We start from the raw sequence: 15,063 nt of genomic DNA, 5'->3' as shown, positions 1-15,063 counted from the left end.
GAGACGGTTGAGTGTGAACCTCCGCTGTGCCCAGCCTCTATCTCGCCCATGTGGCCATGCTAGGGGACCGATCCCGGGCGTCGATCTCGGCCGTCGACTCTGCCGATGCGGATGGTGGATCACCGGTCTTGTCATGAACTGGCCGGGAGTGACATTCAATAGGTAGGGGGTGGAAGTAGATTCTGCAGAGGATGCCGACTGGGACTTGGTCCGACGGGCGGCGGCGGGGGATCGCCGCGCCTTTGGTGTGCTCTTCGATCGTCACTCTCGAGCAGTCACTCGCTACGTCTGGGTGCTGCTTTCCGATCAGATGGATGTCGAGGAAGTCGTTCAGGACACGTTCGTGACGGCGTGGGCGAAAGCCGGCAAGGTCCAGGGCTACGTGCTGCGCTCTGATGCCGCGACCCCTGAGCTCTTCCCCGCGGGCGGTTGGACCGCCTGGCTGGCCCAGGTGCACGCGCGGTATCCGAACGGGCAGCCACTGCCGCTGTACAGCAGCACTGGAACGACCGTCCTGGGCACATTCACCCTTTACCGCTGAATCGAGAGGCCACCATGAAGAAACTGATGAATACCGCGGCGCTGGTTGCTGCCGTCCTCCTGACCAGCGGATGCGCCCAAACGCCCGGTGGACAAGCCGGACCAATCACGCTGCCAACAATGGACAGTTTCACCAACGCAGAACTCGCAGCGCTGGCCGCCCAGGATCAAGCCAGAACCCTCCAGGACCTGGTCGGAGAGTTCCCCGACGCGATCGTCCCGGCCGTCGAGCGAGCGCGGTTCATCGAACCCGAGGAGATCGCGACGGTCATGGCCGCTTGCTACACCGACCATGGATTCCCCTCGGTCGCATCCGCGGACGGGGGCTGGAGCGGCGGCCACCTCGACTCTGATGCAGAGGATTTCGCTCTCGTCAGTTACACGTGCAGGACCAGGTTTCCGACCAACCCTGCGTATTCGGTCCCGTTGAACGATTCCCAGATCACCTACATCTACGACTACCAAACCCAGGTCCTCACTCCCTGTCTCGAGGATGCCGGCTACGCAGTCGACACGCCTCCATCACGTGAGGACTTCCTGGCCCGCTACCGAAGCGACGGCGGTAGCTGGTTCCCCTACGAGCACGTGACCGGCAGCGACCTTGCGATCAGCATCAACGTGCAATGCCCGCAGATGCCCGACCACCTCTATGGATAGTGCGCTCCGACGTGGGGGTCGAAAGGAATGCTTGTTCGCGTGCTCGGAAGTGACCCCAATGACCGTGAGCCGCTTCAGATCGCCTCTCGTAAGCGGGTAGGTGGCTGCCCTCGTGGAGAGGGGCCCACACTATTTCGGGGCGGGTCCGGCCGCTGTGAGCTCCTGGATAAAGGACGGCGATGACCGGCGTCGACCCGTGCACAATTTTGGACCCGATCAGGGGCAATTTGTCATGATTCGCCCGCGGGTGACATTCAATAGACAAGGGGGGCGATCGTGGACAGTGTGGGGGAGCCAGACCGGGTGCTGGTGCACAGGTCCGCGACGGGCGACCGACGAGCGTTCGCAGCGCTCTTCGACCGGCATTCGCGAGCGGTCACGCGCTATGCCTGGGCGCTGGTCTCGGACGGGTTGGATGTGCAGGAAATCGTGCAGGACACGTTTACGACGGCGTGGAGCAAGGCTGGCTCGTTAGCGATCGCCGAGTCCTCCGCGTTGCCCTGGCTGTTGGTGACCTGCCGCAACCACGCACTGAATCTCCGACGGAAGAAGGCGCCTCACCGCGCCGAGCCTCTCCCGGAGGGTCTCGCGGGTCTGGCGGATGTTGCGGCGAACGAGGACCGCGCCCTCGCGGTGCAGCGTCTGCGCTGGGTGCAGACGGACATCGAGGCTCTCGACGGTCTGGACCGACGCATCTGCGAGTTGTGCCTGGTCGAGGGTCGTTCCTACGTGGAGGCGGCCGCCATCGTGGGGGCGAGCGCGGGAGCGATGGGCACACGACGCGCGAGTGCCCGAAACCGAAACCGAGTCAGAAGGGCGGTGAGCAATCATGATGAGTGAACCCGGCATCCGTCGCGCGCACCCGGAGGAACCGCCCGCCGGTGCAGAGCTCGACGCATTCATCGCCGAGATGAAGGCCACGGTGCTCACGCGCATTGAGCGCACACCCCGCAGGCGATTCGGTCTCGGTCGCGGCGGCACGATCGCCGTGATCGTCACGTTGCTCGGTGTGGGTACCGCGGCGGGCACGGCGGTCGCGACCGGTGTGCTGAATACCGGTGAACCGAGCTCCGGGCCGGCCACCATCCCCCTCACGGCTCCCGACTTCCCCGCGAACGCGCTGCGAGTCACGTTCACCACGTTGTCCGCGGGCAGCTTTACCCTGACCGTGCCGGGACTGCCCGGGGCGGAGATGACGATGAAGTACCAGGAGGGGTCAGGCGCAGGTCTCACGACCCAGACGGCCGAATTCCCGCTGGTCGACGCGGCGGTGCCGAGGGAACTCGTGATCACGGCGACCCCCGGCGGCAAGTATGCGGTGGACGCCAACTACGTCGACCACGTCCCCACCGACTACCCCACCAACGGCCGAGGCCAGACCTTCGGCACGCCGGGTGCAGAGGCCACGAACCTGCCCGACCTGCTCTTCGCCGTCGGCGACGACAACGGCCAGCCGGTCTACGGGTACGTGGCGCGAACGACACTCACCGCGACCCCGAGCGACCTCAGAGGTGCTGCCGTGCTCGACTGGCTCATCGCCTTCCGGGCCAGATACCCCACCGGTCAGCCGTTTCCGCTCTACGGCAGCGACGGAACCACCATCCTCGGCACCTTCCACCTCTACCTCTGACAGGAGACAACCGTTATTACGTCACACGTCACACGCGCACGACGCCCGCTGCCGACGGCCGCGAAGTGTCTCGCGCTTGCCCTGGGCCTCCTTCTGCTGAGCGGATGCGCCGCCGCACCAGTTCTCGCACCAACGTCCACGCCCATCCCGGCACCCACCCCGCCGGTGATGACCGCGGCCGCACTTCAGGAGCTGGCCGATCAGGCCCAAACGGCCTTACGCGACGGATTCGTCGCCAGCTATCCCGACGTGGCCGTGCCGACGGCAACGCGGGAACGATTCGTGAGTCTGGAGGAGCTCCCGCCGGTGATCGCGGCCTGCCTGACCGAGGCAGGAGTCCCCGCATCCGCCACCGCGGACGGCGGCATCGAGACCTTCGTGGCGAAGGGCGACGAAGAGCGCCATGCGATCGCGGACTATGTCTGCAACACCCGTTTCCCCAGTGACCCGACGAACTCGGTGCCGCTGAACGAGTCTCAGCTCACCTACCTGTACGAGTATCAGACGACGGTGCTCATGCGGTGCCTCGAGGCCGCCCACGTCCCGGTCGATCCGCCGCCCACGCTCGGTTCGTTCATGGGCAACTACACCGGCCAGGGCCCGGCCACTGTCGCGTGGCAGCCCTACGCGCACGTGGACCCCGGACCCCTTGGCCAGGGCATCTACAAACAGTGCCCACAAACGCCGGAGCACCTCTATGGCTGACGACATGACGGATGATTCCCGCCGACGCACACGGATCATCGTCCCGGACGCGACCCGGTGAACACACGCGAGGATTCGTCTGCTCACCCCCGCTGGTCATCGCGAGGTGACCGGGCTATCGGACCGAACCGGCCGTTGTCGCCGCGGGCACCTCGACCAGGCGGCCGGTGGCCACGTCGTAGATGAAACCGTAGACCGGGATTCCCGAGGGCACGAGCGGATGCGCCTTGATGCGTTCGACGTCCTCCAGCACGCTCGACGCCTGGTCGGAGATCGTCAACCAGTCGATGTACTTCGCCTCCGCTGAGCCCGGGCCCGTGCCGACGTCGTAGAAGCCCGCTTCGCCGAGGGCCGCGGTCTCCAGACTGTTGGCGAGCAGGCCGCGCATGACCTCGTCCGTGAAGAACTCCATGCCGCAGTTGGTGTGGTGGATCACGAACCACTCCCTGGTGCCCAGCAACTTGTAGGAGATCACGAGCGAGCGGATCGCGTCGTCGGAGGCGCGCCCGCCGGCGTTGCGGATCACGTGCGCATCGCCTTCGCTCAGCCCCGCGTACTTGGCCGGATCCAGACGCGCGTCCATGCAGGTGAGGATCGCAAAGCCTCTGGCCGGTGGCAGGGCAAGGGCCGATTTGTCGCCGAATGCTGCGGCGTAGGCGTCGTTTGCGGACAGGACTTCTTCGAGCACGGTCATGGATGCGTCCTTCACGATGGGGGTAAGCGGCCTCGGCTGGCGGACCTTTCGAAAAGCGTAGTCAGCGACGCCCGAGCGGGGAACCTATGTTGCGCTTTGTTCCGTCGTCTTCATCGTCTTCATCGACTTCATCGACTTCATCATCTTCATCGTCTGGACAGTGGGCGCCGGCTCCGGTCGTCCGGTGGTCCGGTGTCGATCGTCGAGTGCGCGCCGAGGCCGCGCCAGGTGCGGTTGTGAGAGAAGGGCGGGCGGATGCCTCAGCGTCCTCAGTGGTCCTGAACTCCAGGGCGTGACGGAGCCCGGACGTCCCCGGACGTCCCTGGACGTCCCTGGACGTCCGGGCTCTGTCGACCTCGAGGTGGGTCAGTACGCCCCGGCTGCTCCGGTCGGGGTGGCGCCGGCGAGCAGCGCCGCGCTGCCGGAGACGCCGAGGCGGCTCGCGCCCGCTTCGATCATGGCGAGGGCATCGTCGAAGCTGCGGACTCCGCCCGACGCCTTCACCTGCGCCCGGTCGCCGACCGTCTGCTTCATCAGCCGCACCGCATGCACAGTGGCGCCGCCGGCCGGGTGGAAGCCGGTCGAGGTCTTGACGAAGTCAGCGCCCGCGGATACCGCGGCTTCGCAGACGGCGACGATCTCGGCATCGGTCAGGGCGGCAGATTCGATGATGACCTTGAGCACCTTCGGCGCGGGGACGCTCGCTCGAACGGCGGAGATATCGGCCTGGACGTCGGCGAAGCGGCCCTCCTTGGCGGAGCCGATGTCGATGACCATATCGACCTCGTCGGCGCCTTGCGCGATGGAGAGGGCGGCCTCGGCGGCCTTGATGATGCTGTGGTGCTTTCCGCTGGGGAAACCGCAGACGACCGCGACCTTGAGGTCGGCACCGGCGGGAATGGTGAGAGGCAGCATCGACGGGGAGACGCAGACCGAGTAGGTGCCGAGCGCGATGGCCTCGGTGACAAGGGCGGCGACGTCCGCGGTGGTGGCCTCGGGCTTGAGCAGGGTGTGGTCGATGTAGCTGGCGATGCTGACGGTGTCAACGAGGGGCGTGGTCATGGGTGGGTCCTTAGCTGGTGACGAGTTCGGGGGAGCCGTGTGACCAGGCATCACCCCGACCGGCCTCGATGGCGATCTGGGAGCGGAATGCTGTGTGCAGAACCGACGCCCCCAGTCGGTGGTCCGCTCAGGCATCCACTCTACGCCGGGTGTCGCACAGGTGCCGGGAATTGGCGGGTGCTGAAAGAATGACGGCATGCGTTCAACCCGTGCCGTCGATACCCCGGCGGCTCTCCTCCGGCGAGGACGGCTGCTCGAGTACATCACCCTGGGCTGGAATGTGGTTGGGGTCGTCGTCCTGGCCGTTCTCGCCGCGATGGCGTCGTCCGTCGCCCTCCTCGGGTTCGGCCTGGACAGCCTCATCGAGATCGGTGCCAGCACGGTCGTGCTCTGGGAGCTCTCCGGCACCGGCGAGGACCGGCAGCACCGGGCGCTGCGGTGGATCGGTATCGCGTTCGTCGCGCTCGCCGCGTACCTCTCTGTGCAATCGACCGTGGCCCTGGTGTCCCGGCAGCACGCATCGCCCAGTGTCGCCGGAATCGCCTGGACGGGCGTCACGGCCGTCGTCATGTTCGCGCTGGCATTCGGGAAGGCCCGCACCGGACGCGCCCTGGGAAATCCGGTGCTGGTCACGGAAGGGCGGGTGACGTTTATCGACGGCTTGCTCGCCGTTGCCGTGCTCGGCGGACTCGTGCTCGACCTGGTTCTCGGCTGGTGGTGGGCCGATCCCCTTGCCGGGTATCTGATCGTCTACTACGCGGTGCGCGAAGCGATCCACATCTTCCGGCCGGAAGCGCGGCCTCAGCCATGACCTCGGCCATGACCTCGGCCAGTCGACCCGTTCAGAAGGGTGTCGGGTTGTCGGGGTCTTCGGGTTCGGGGTTGACGTTCCAGACGTCGACGATCGGGGTCGGGGGTCTTGGTGCGGGTTGGGGTGTCCGGGGTGGTCTCATGTCGGCGGAGGGTTCGACGATGTAGCGGTACCCGGCCGGTGAGGTCCATTCGATGCGACCGTCACCGAGGTGTCGTGGTGTCCACCGGGTGTAGCTCTTGACCGCGTGGTGGTAGGGGCAGAGGTGGGCGAGATTCATCGCGTCGGTTTGGCCGCCGTGTTGCCATTCGACGCTGTGGTCCACGTCGGAGCGTTTCGCGGAGCGGCGGCAGCCGGGGAAGGTGCAGGTTTCGTCCCGCACCTCGAGCCACTTCTTGAGCGCGGCCGGGACCTTGTAGGTGTCGCGTCCCATGGAGAGCACGACCCCGGTCTCGGGGTGAGTGAGTAGCCGGGTGAAGCTCGGCGCACCGGCCGCCAGGCGCCGTGCGGTGTCGGGGTCGATCGGCCCGTACCCGGCGAGGTAGCCGGGTTCTTCACTCTTCCCCAACAGGGTCAGCACGGGGACGGTCACATTGACCTGCGCGGCGACCCCGGCACCGGTCCCGTCCGGGGTGACCCCGCCGATCAACACGTCTGTGAGTACGTCCGCGGCGAGCTGGGTCAGGGTGCGTTCTTCGTCCGGGCGTTGCAAGGTCAGGGCGGTGTCGAGGGTGCGGTGGTAGGCGGCCTGGATCTTCTCGGCGTCGCCGGTCACATACAGGGATGCCATGTTGTCGTTGAGGGCCTGGAACACTACGTGTCGGTCTTCGACGCTTTTCTGGTGTCGGGCGGTGATGGTTTCCGGGTGGGTGCGTTCCCGCACCCGGCGGGCCCGGTCGGCGAGCTTCGCGACGGTCAGCACTTCCGCGTCGGGCACGAGGACGTCTTCGAACACGGCGCGGGCCCGGGCGGCCGCAACCGGGTCGCCATCGACGGTGATGCCCCACGCCTGATCCATGATCACCTGCGCGTGCCGGTAACTGATCGACCCGGTTGCAAGGGCTTCCCGGGTTGCGGGGAGTTCCTCGGCCAGGGTGCGGCTGGCTTCGATCAGGGTCTCCGTCATGCGCCGCGGGAGCCGGAGCAGGGCGGCGACCTCGCAGGTGAACTCTTCCTTCGTGGCCTCCTCCGGCGACCACGGCGGGCGCCGCCCGCCGGCCCGCACGGCGGCCTCGGCCCGGGCCCGCCCGACGTCGGCCAGTACCCGCTGCGCGGTATAGATCGCCGCCGCCCGCTTCGCCGCGGCCCGGTTCATTTCCCGGTCCGCCTCCTTGATCGCGTCATAGACCTCGGCGAGGGATTGTTCCACGAGGTTCAGGTGCGGGGCGTTGAGGTAGGTGTCGGGAGGGGTGTCGGGTGGGGGTTCCGCAGTGCTGTTCACACTGCTGTCCGCGGGGCTGTCCAGGTGAGTTTCTGAGGGTTCTTCAGCTGTCATGGGGGCACTCTACGGACCACCACCGACATTCCACCGGCATCCGCACGCCCACAGCTGGCCTGTGGAAAACCCGGTCAGATGAACTTTGTTGAGGACAGGCGAGCCGAAACCGTACGTGCGCAGTCTGCTGCCGAAGCAAGTTCGCGCCGTCTTCTGGGACACTGTGTGGATGACGACACGATCGAATTCGAACGGCTCGAGGGCGGGCGCCCTCGCTAACCGCGGGGTCCAGGCGGCTCTGGTGTCGGCGGTGCTGTTCGGTGCCGGAACGCCTCTGGCCAAACTTCTCCTCGGTGAGGTCAGCCCGTGGATGCTGGCCGGCCTGCTGTACTGCGGGTCCGGGATCGGCCTCGGCCTGATCCGGCTCATTCGCCGCTCGCCCCGGGTGCGGCTCAGCCGGGTCGAGTGGGTGCCGCTGTCCGGTGCGATCCTCTTCGGCGGGATCTTCGGCCCGGTCCTCCTGATGCTCGGGCTCTCGAACATGCCGGCATCGGGCGCGTCGCTGCTGCTGAACGCCGAAGGAGTCTTCACCGCGGTACTGGCGTGGTTCGTCTTCAAGGAGAATTTCGATCGGCGCATCGCCCTCGGAATGCTGGCGATCGTAGCCGGCGCTGTCATCCTGAGCACTCCCGGCGGCGCGAACTTCGGCAGCGCCTGGCCGTCCCTGGCCATCCTGGGCGCGTGCCTGTGCTGGGGACTCGACAACAACCTCACGCGCAAGATCGCGCTGACGGATGCGACGTGGCTCGCCGCGATCAAGGGTTCCGTCGCCGGGCCGGTCAACCTGGCCCTCGCCTTCCTCCTCGGTGCACAGCTCCCGGCGGCCGGCAACATCGCCGCGGCACTCGTCGTCGGGTTCTTCGCCTACGGCATCAGCCTGGTTCTGTTCATCGTGGCGATGCGCCACGTCGGTACGGCGCGGGCCGGGGCATACTTCTCGGTCGCCCCGTTCTTCGGTGCCGTGCTCGCCATCATCCTCGGCGACGCCGTGACGTGGCCGCTCGTCATCGCCGGCCTCCTGATGGCCGTCGGGATCTGGCTGCACCTCACCGAACGCCATGAGCACGAACACACCCACGAACCGATCACGCACGACCATTGGCACACTCACGACGAGCATCACCAGCACGAGCATGCCGAACCGGTGTCATCGGGGACCTGGCACAAGCACGAACACACCCACGAAGCCCTCACCCACACGCACGAGCACTACCCCGACATGCACCACCGCCACGAGCACTGAGCTGAAAGCGTCTGACCGGCCGTTTCGTCGGGCTCCCCGGCCGTGCCGAGCGTACCGTGGGGAGGGAGGGACCGTCGCGGCTTCTCCGTAGAAGTCGCACCCTTGACAACGATGTTGGCGGATCCACTCAACCAAGGAGGATACCGCTACGTCAATCCTGACTGTCCCAACGATTAAGACTGCACCACCAGCATCCGCTGCACCCACCTCTCCGGCGGCGCCCCGCGCATCCGTTCGGTATCGCCGGCTGTTCGAGCCGACGAACATCGGCTCGATGGAGCTCAAGAACCGCTTCGCGATGGCGCCGATGGGGCCCCTCGGTTTCTCCGATGCGGAGGGCGGCTGGAATTCGCGCGGCATCGAGTACTACGTCGCGCGAGCCCGCGGCGGCGTCGGGCTCATCATCACGGGGATTACGCCCGTCACGAACCCGGCGGAGAAGTTTCCGAACGGCAGCGTGCCGATGCCGATGCGGAACCCCGGTGCGTTCCTGCGGACGAGCCGCGAACTCGTCGAACGGGTGCACGCCTACGACGCGAAGATCATGCTCCAGCTCGGCGCCGGCTTCGGGCGGGTCATCATGACCTCCTTCCTGCAGGGCGGCGCGCAGCCCGTCGCCCCGTCGCCGATCAAGCATCGCTGGTCTGAAGCCATCTGCCGCGAGATGACGGTCGAGGAGATCCATGCGACGGTACGCAGCATGGGAGATTCCGCGGTTCTCGCCCAGCGCGCCGGATTCGACGGCATACAGATCCACGCCGTGCACGAGGGCTACCTGCTCGACCAGTTCGCAACGTCGTTCTATAACCAGCGCACCGACGAGTACGGCGGAAGCCTCGACAACCGGCTGCGCTTCGCCCGCGAGATCGTCGACGAGATCAAGGAACGCTGCGGCGCCGACTACCCAGTGACGCTGCGATTCAGCCCCAAGTCGTTCGTGAAGGACTGGCGAGAGGGCGGCCTTCCCGGAGAGGACTTCGTCGAGAAGGGCCGCGATCTCCCGGAGGGCCTGGAGGCCGCGCGCCTCTTCGAGGAGTACGGCTACGACGCCCTTGACATCGATGTGGGCACGTACGACTCCTGGTTCTGGAACCACCCGCCGATGTACCAGAAGAAGGGTCTCTACGTGCCCTTCGCCAAGGCGGTCAGCGACGCGGTCGGCATCAAGGTCATCTGCGCCGGTCGGATGGACGACCCGGACATCGCGCTCGCCGCGGTCGAGGACGGTGCGACGGACCTCGTCTCGCTCGGCCGCCCGCTGCTCGCCGACGCCGACTACGTTAACAAGCTGCACAGCGGGCACCAGAACCTGATTCGCCCATGCCTCTCCTGCCAGGAGGGCTGCATCGGCCGGATCGAAGCGTTCGCCGCCATAAACTGCGCGGTCAACCCACAGTGCGGACGCGAGGCCGAGTGGCGCCTGCACCCGGCGCTCCGGTCGAAGACCGTGATGATCGTCGGCGGCGGAGTCGCCGGTTGCGAGGCGGCCAGGGTGCTCGCGCTCCGCGGGCACGTGCCCATCATCTACGAGGCCTCCGTGGCGCTCGGCGGAAACCTGATCCCCGGCGGTGTCCCTGATTTCAAGGAGGACGACCTCGCGCTGATCCGCTGGTACGAGGCGACGCTGGCCGACCTTGGAGTCGAGGTGCACCTGAATTCACCGGTCGACGAGAAGGTGATCGCGGCATCCGCTGCGGACGAGATCATCGTCGCAACCGGTTCGGTACCACGTCTCTTCGCGCTTCCGGGCGGTGTCCCGGTGTTCTCTGCCGCCGATGTGCTCGAGGGGGTCTCGGACCCGGGCGCGAGGACGGTGATCGTCGGCGGCGGTCTCGTCGGGTGCGAGCTCGCCCTGCACCTCGCCGACCACGGGGTGAACGTCACGATCGTCGAGCAGGCCGAGGACATCCTCGAGGTGTCCGGTCCGCTCTGTGAAGCGAACCACATGATGTTGCACGAGCTGATGCCGTTCAAGGGAATCGCGACGGTGACCTCCGCCACGGTGCTGCGCGCGACACCACGCGGTGTCGTCGTGGCCGTCGGCGGCAGCGAGCGGGAGATCGCGAGCGAATCGGTGATCCTCTCGGTCGGCTACACCTCGAACAGGACGCTCTATGAGGCCGTCCGTGACTCGGGCAAGGAACTCCACTTGCTCGGAGATGCGCGGAAGGTGTCGAACATCATGTACGGGATCTGGGACGCCTTCGAGGTGGCGTCCGGCCTGTAGTCGGCGACCGTCGCGCACCGAGCGCGGGTATTGCGCCGTTCCGCTGGTGGTCCGCCACCCGCGCTGCGGCGCACCACCCGCGCTCGCCGTCGTTGTGGCCGCCGCGCGTTGTCCAGAAATGGAGTGCAGCTGCATGAGAACACTAGTATGGTAGTAGTCAACGCAACCAGGGGCCATCCGTCCCCGGACGAGCTCCATCCCCAGGAAGGTGGCGACAATGACCGTCGCACACGCACCAGCACAACCCCAAGCACACGCCGGCACGTACAAGCTCGTCCCGGAGAATAAGGGCAAGACGCTCGAGCAGATCCAGGTCGAACTGACAACGGCGGGAGCCAAGAACTGATGCTGACGCTCACGACTGAAACCATGCAGAACCTCGCGGCGTTCGAAGCGGCCGGCATCGCCGTGCCGCGTTTCGACCGCGCCGCGGTCACGCGAGCCACCACGGCGAACCCGGCCTGGATCCACTTCGGCGGCGGGAACCTGTTCCGCTGCCTGCACGCCTCGCTGCAGCAGCGACTGCTCAACGAGGGTGAGAGCGACACCGGAATCGTCGTCGTCGACACCTACGACGATGAACTGATCGAGACGATCTACCAGGGTCGCGACAACCTCTCGCTGACCGTCGTGATGAAGGCGAACGGTGCCATCGAAAAGGAACTGATCGCGAGCATCACCGAGAGCCACTACCTCGCGGAGTCGAATCCGGCCGCCACCGCGCGGGTCAGGGCGATCTTCGCCAACCCGAGCCTGCAGCTCGCCACTGTCACGATCACCGAGAAGGGCTACAACCTGAAGGGCCCGGACGGTGAGCTCTCCCAGCTTGTGCTCGGGGACATCGAGGCGGGCCCCGACCACGCGCGGCACACCATGGCGCATCTCGCCTCACTCCTCCTCGAGCGCTATCGGGCCGGCGCGGCCCCGATCGCGATGGTCAGCACCGACAACTTCTCCCACAACGGCGAGAAGCTCCGCGACGCGATCGTCGTGGTCGCCCGCGCCTGGAAAGGCCGCGGCTTCGTCGACGACGGGTTCCTCGGCTACCTCACCGACCCGGCCAAGGTCGCCTTCCCCTGGAGCATGATCGACCGGATCACACCGAGCCCGTCTGCCTCCGTCGCCGGCGAGCTGCGGGCAGCGGGATTCGGCGACACCGAGATCCTGGTCACGCAGAAGCACACCACGACGGCGCCCTTCGTGAACACCGAGGAGGTCAACTACCTCGTCATCGAAGACACCTTCCCGAACGGCCGGCCGCCGCTCGAGAAGGCCGGCGTGTACTTCACCGACCGGGACACCGTCAACAAGGTGGAACGCATGAAGGTGTGCACGTGCCTCAACCCGCTGCACACGGCCATGGCGATCTACGGATGCCTGCTGGGCTTCACCTCGATCGCCGACGAAACCGCAGATGCCGACATTTCGGCCCTGATCAACGGGATCGGCTATGCCGAGGGACTTCCCGTCGTGACGAACCCCGGCATCATCGATCCGAAGAGCTTCCTCGACCAGGTCGTCGGGGAACGGCTGCCGAACAAGCGCATCCCGGACACCCCGCAGAGGATCGCCTCCGATACCTCGCAGAAGGTCGGCATCCGCTTCGGCGAGACGATCAAGCTCTACCGCAACAGCGACACCGTCGACGAGCTGACGTTCATCCCGCTCGCGATCGCCGGCTGGTGCCGCTACCTGCTCGGGCTCGACGACAACGGAGAGCCGTTCGAACTGAGCCCCGACCCGATGAACGAGCACCTGCGCCGGTACGTGAGCGACATCCGTCTCGGCGACCCGGCGAGCGTCGGCAGGCGGCTGCACCCGATCCTGTCCAACCGGGACATCTTCGGGCTGAACCTGTACGACACCGCACTCGGTGCGCGGATCGAGGGGTACGTCGAAGAACTCGTCGCGGGCCCCGGAGCGGTCCGCAACACGCTGCACAAGTACGCGAGCACCACAAGCAACGGCACCACAAGCAAGACAGAGGAGACAGCATCATGCAAATGACATTCCGGTGGTTCGGACCCGACGATGACAAGATCACGCTCGGGCAGGTCCGGCAGATTCCCGGCGTCCAGGGTGTCGTCGGCGCCCTCTACGACGTCCCGGTCGGCGAGGTCTGGCCGAAGGCCAAGATCGCTGAGCTGAAAGCCCAGATCGAAGACGCCGGGATGAGCCTCGAGGTGATCGAGAGCGTCAACATCCACGACGACATCAAGATCGGGCTCCCGAGCCGCGACCAGTACATCGAGAACTACAAGGAGACCATCAGGAACCTCTCCGAGTTCGGGATCAAGGTCATCTGCTACAACTTCATGCCGGTCTTCGACTGGGTGCGCACCGAGCTGGCCAGGACGCTTCCCGACGGTTCGACGACGATGGCCTACGACCAGTCGATCGTGGACACCATGGACCCCGAGGGCATGGCCGCGTCGGTCGAGGGCGACTCGAACGGCTACGTCATGCCGGGCTGGGAGCCCGAGCGCATGAAGGGCCTCAAGGCACTCTTCGCCCAGTACGCGGACGTCGACGAGAAGAAGCTCTCCGACAACCTGCGCTACTTCCTCGAGGCGATCATCCCGACGTGCGAGCAGTACGACGTGAAGATGGCGATCCACCCGGACGACCCGCCCCGCCCGATCTTCGGCCTGCCCCGGATCGTGAAGAATTTCGACGACCTCAAGGCCATCGTCGAGATGGTGGACAGCCCGCACAACGCGCTGACCCTCTGCACCGGCAGCCTCGGTGAGAATCCGGAGAACGACGTTCCCGCGCTCATCCGCTACTTCGCCGGACGCGACCGGGTGCCGTTCGCCCACGTGCGCAACATCAAGCACCTCGGAAACGACAACTTCGAGGAGGCCGCGCACCTCTCCGAGATGGGCTCGCTCGACATCTACGAGATCATGAAGGCCTTCCACGACGTCGGTTTCGACGGGTACATCCGTCCCGACCACGGCCGGATGATCTGGGGCGAGACCGGCCGCCCGGGCTACGGCCTGTACGACCGTGCGCTCGGAATCGCGTACCTGAACGGGCTGTGGGAAGCCATCGACAAGGGCTCCAAGGCCTGAATCGCCTGATGGGGCGAGCCCGCACCTCCGGGCCCGCCCCACTGCGCTGTACCATGCAACAACACCAGCGCCCCATACTAGAAAGATGACGATGGATTCGGGAGCGTTGCGGGCCAGGCCCGCGGCCACACGGCGTAACGCCCGCACGCACGCACTCGAGATCATTCGCCAGAAGATCATCACCCTCGAGCTGGCGCCTGGCGCCCGGCTGTCCGAGAACGAGCTCGCCGGCCAGCTCGGGCTATCCCGCACTCCGATCCGCGAGAGCCTCATCCTCCTCGCCGAGGAGCAGCTCGTCTTCGTAGTTCCCCAGGTCGGAACTCTCGTCGCGCCGATCCTGCTCTCGGAGATCGAGACGGCCCAGTTCGTTCGGGAATCCCTCGAGCTCGCGGCCCTGAGCGAGTCCGTGGCCCGGGCGACGCCGGACGACATCGCCGAGCTGAACGCGATCATCGACGCGCAGCGGATCGCGGACAGTCGCAAGACTCAGGCCGGCTTCTTCACCCTCGACGAGGAGTTCCACGCGACCCTGATGGGCATCAGTGGCCACGGCTCCGCCTGGCGGACGGTCGCGCAGGCCAAGGCGCACCTCGACAGGGCGCGGCACCTGTCGCTCTCCTTCACCGGAATGAGCGTGCTGATCGACCAGCATCAGGTCATCACCGACTCGCTCGCGGCGGGCAACGGGGATGCTGCCGCGAGCGCCATGCGGGAACACCTGCGTCGGGTCTTCAACGACATTGCCGCGGTGCGGCAGACCAACCCGGAGCTGTTCACCCTCGACCCGTCCCAGTAAGGCTCGGCCTGCCCGGGGCATCCACCCGGCCGCGCGCCTCCCGGGTCGCGCGCCTCCCGGGTCGCGCGCCCCTTGCGCCGCTTCGCGCCAGGCATGCCTGGCTCGAAGCGGCGGACATGGCGCGTGGGC

At 66.6% G+C, this 15,063-nt stretch carries 15 protein-coding genes; 12 read left to right on the top strand and 3 right to left on the bottom strand.

Translation table 11 applies throughout. From position 1 onward, the window contains the following. Positions 1–169: 169 nt before the first annotated feature. The 5 genes from E3O44_RS09045 (at position 170) to E3O44_RS09025 (ending at position 3,532) form a co-directional block, all read left to right on the top strand. Entirely contained in the window at positions 170–541 is a 372-nt protein-coding gene (locus E3O44_RS09045) for an RNA polymerase sigma factor (protein ID WP_134534417.1), read from the top strand. Between the two features lie 14 nt (positions 542–555). Beyond that, positions 556–1,197 carry a hypothetical protein gene (locus tag E3O44_RS09040; RefSeq protein ID WP_134534416.1) on the top strand — a complete coding sequence of 214 codons (642 nt, stop codon included), beginning with the start codon at positions 556–558 and terminating at the stop codon, positions 1,195–1,197. A gap of 276 nt (positions 1,198–1,473) precedes the next feature. Further along, the gene (locus tag E3O44_RS09035) at positions 1,474–2,037 is read left to right on the top strand and encodes an RNA polymerase sigma factor (protein ID WP_166792590.1); all 564 of its coding nucleotides are present in this window, start codon (positions 1,474–1,476) and stop codon (positions 2,035–2,037) included. After that, positions 2,027–2,827 (top strand): hypothetical protein, encoded by an 801-nt coding sequence (locus E3O44_RS09030; RefSeq protein WP_134534414.1) that lies wholly within the window; start codon positions 2,027–2,029, stop codon positions 2,825–2,827. The genes E3O44_RS09035 and E3O44_RS09030 overlap by 11 nt, the downstream gene beginning before the upstream one ends. A 168-nt stretch (positions 2,828–2,995) precedes the next feature. Then, entirely contained in the window at positions 2,996–3,532 is a 537-nt protein-coding gene (locus E3O44_RS09025; RefSeq protein ID WP_134534413.1) for a hypothetical protein, read from the top strand. 115 nt (positions 3,533–3,647) lie between these two features. Here the strand turns inward: E3O44_RS09025 and E3O44_RS09020 are convergent, their stop codons facing one another. Both E3O44_RS09020 and deoC read right to left on the bottom strand, forming a co-directional pair. Beyond that, entirely contained in the window at positions 3,648–4,226 is a 579-nt protein-coding gene (locus E3O44_RS09020; RefSeq protein ID WP_134534412.1) for a beta-class carbonic anhydrase, read from the bottom strand. A 366-nt stretch (positions 4,227–4,592) separates the two neighbouring features. Then, positions 4,593–5,288 (bottom strand): deoxyribose-phosphate aldolase, encoded by a 696-nt coding sequence (gene deoC, locus E3O44_RS09015; RefSeq protein ID WP_134534411.1) that lies wholly within the window; start codon positions 5,286–5,288, stop codon positions 4,593–4,595. Between the two features lie 196 nt (positions 5,289–5,484). Here deoC and E3O44_RS09010 point away from each other — a divergent pair, with 196 nt between their 5' ends. Beyond that, positions 5,485–6,099, top strand: coding sequence for a cation efflux transmembrane domain-containing protein (locus tag E3O44_RS09010; protein WP_134534410.1), 615 nt, complete (start codon positions 5,485–5,487; stop codon positions 6,097–6,099). A gap of 31 nt (positions 6,100–6,130) precedes the next feature. Here the strand turns inward: E3O44_RS09010 and E3O44_RS09005 are convergent, their stop codons facing one another. After that, a complete protein-coding gene (locus E3O44_RS09005; protein ID WP_134534409.1) occupies positions 6,131–7,594 on the bottom strand; it encodes an HNH endonuclease signature motif containing protein in 1,464 nt (487 codons plus the stop codon). 169 nt (positions 7,595–7,763) lie between these two features. Between E3O44_RS09005 and E3O44_RS09000 the strand changes: the two genes are divergently transcribed. The 6 genes from E3O44_RS09000 (at position 7,764) to E3O44_RS08980 (ending at position 14,934) form a co-directional block, all read left to right on the top strand. Next, entirely contained in the window at positions 7,764–8,837 is a 1,074-nt protein-coding gene (locus E3O44_RS09000; RefSeq protein ID WP_134534408.1) for a DMT family transporter, read from the top strand. A gap of 121 nt (positions 8,838–8,958) precedes the next feature. Further along, positions 8,959–11,064 carry an oxidoreductase gene (locus E3O44_RS08995; RefSeq protein ID WP_338144732.1) on the top strand — a complete coding sequence of 702 codons (2,106 nt, stop codon included), beginning with the start codon at positions 8,959–8,961 and terminating at the stop codon, positions 11,062–11,064. A gap of 217 nt (positions 11,065–11,281) precedes the next feature. Next, positions 11,282–11,410, top strand: a complete 129-nt coding sequence (locus E3O44_RS19755; RefSeq protein WP_255454357.1) for a hypothetical protein — start codon at positions 11,282–11,284, stop codon at positions 11,408–11,410. Beyond that, positions 11,410–13,071, top strand: coding sequence for a mannitol dehydrogenase family protein (locus E3O44_RS08990; RefSeq protein ID WP_134534406.1), 1,662 nt, complete (start codon positions 11,410–11,412; stop codon positions 13,069–13,071). Before E3O44_RS19755 ends, E3O44_RS08990 begins: the two co-directional genes overlap by 1 nt. Next, positions 13,068–14,138 carry a mannonate dehydratase gene (gene uxuA, locus E3O44_RS08985; protein ID WP_255454356.1) on the top strand — a complete coding sequence of 357 codons (1,071 nt, stop codon included), beginning with the start codon at positions 13,068–13,070 and terminating at the stop codon, positions 14,136–14,138. Before E3O44_RS08990 ends, uxuA begins: the two co-directional genes overlap by 4 nt. An 85-nt stretch (positions 14,139–14,223) precedes the next feature. After that, positions 14,224–14,934 (top strand): GntR family transcriptional regulator, encoded by a 711-nt coding sequence (locus E3O44_RS08980; RefSeq protein WP_241976188.1) that lies wholly within the window; start codon positions 14,224–14,226, stop codon positions 14,932–14,934. Positions 14,935–15,063: the final 129 nt, after the last annotated feature.

The sequence above is a fragment of the Cryobacterium algoricola genome, from assembly GCF_004402485.1.
Lineage (GTDB): Bacteria > Actinomycetota > Actinomycetes > Actinomycetales > Microbacteriaceae > Cryobacterium > Cryobacterium algoricola.
This window is presented reverse-complemented; position numbering and strand designations above follow the sequence as displayed.

Excerpts from the sequence above, each read along its gene's own strand:
- E3O44_RS09040 (WP_134534416.1), top strand. The coding sequence starts at position 556 with ATGAAGAAACTGATGAATACCGCGGCGCTGGTTGCTGCCGTCCTCCTG.
- E3O44_RS09030 (WP_134534414.1), top strand. The coding sequence starts at position 2,027 with ATGATGAGTGAACCCGGCATCCGTCGCGCGCACCCGGAGGAACCGCCC.
- E3O44_RS09025 (WP_134534413.1), top strand. The coding sequence starts at position 2,996 with ATGACCGCGGCCGCACTTCAGGAGCTGGCCGATCAGGCCCAAACGGCC.
- E3O44_RS09020 (WP_134534412.1), bottom strand. The coding sequence starts at position 4,226 with ATGACCGTGCTCGAAGAAGTCCTGTCCGCAAACGACGCCTACGCCGCA.
- deoC (WP_134534411.1), bottom strand. The coding sequence starts at position 5,288 with ATGACCACGCCCCTCGTTGACACCGTCAGCATCGCCAGCTACATCGAC.
- E3O44_RS09010 (WP_134534410.1), top strand. The coding sequence starts at position 5,485 with ATGCGTTCAACCCGTGCCGTCGATACCCCGGCGGCTCTCCTCCGGCGA.
- E3O44_RS09005 (WP_134534409.1), bottom strand. The coding sequence starts at position 7,594 with ATGACAGCTGAAGAACCCTCAGAAACTCACCTGGACAGCCCCGCGGAC.
- E3O44_RS09000 (WP_134534408.1), top strand. The coding sequence starts at position 7,764 with ATGACGACACGATCGAATTCGAACGGCTCGAGGGCGGGCGCCCTCGCT.
- E3O44_RS19755 (WP_255454357.1), top strand. The coding sequence starts at position 11,282 with ATGACCGTCGCACACGCACCAGCACAACCCCAAGCACACGCCGGCACG.
- E3O44_RS08990 (WP_134534406.1), top strand. The coding sequence starts at position 11,410 with ATGCTGACGCTCACGACTGAAACCATGCAGAACCTCGCGGCGTTCGAA.
- uxuA (WP_255454356.1), top strand. The coding sequence starts at position 13,068 with ATGACATTCCGGTGGTTCGGACCCGACGATGACAAGATCACGCTCGGG.
- E3O44_RS08980 (WP_241976188.1), top strand. The coding sequence starts at position 14,224 with ATGACGATGGATTCGGGAGCGTTGCGGGCCAGGCCCGCGGCCACACGG.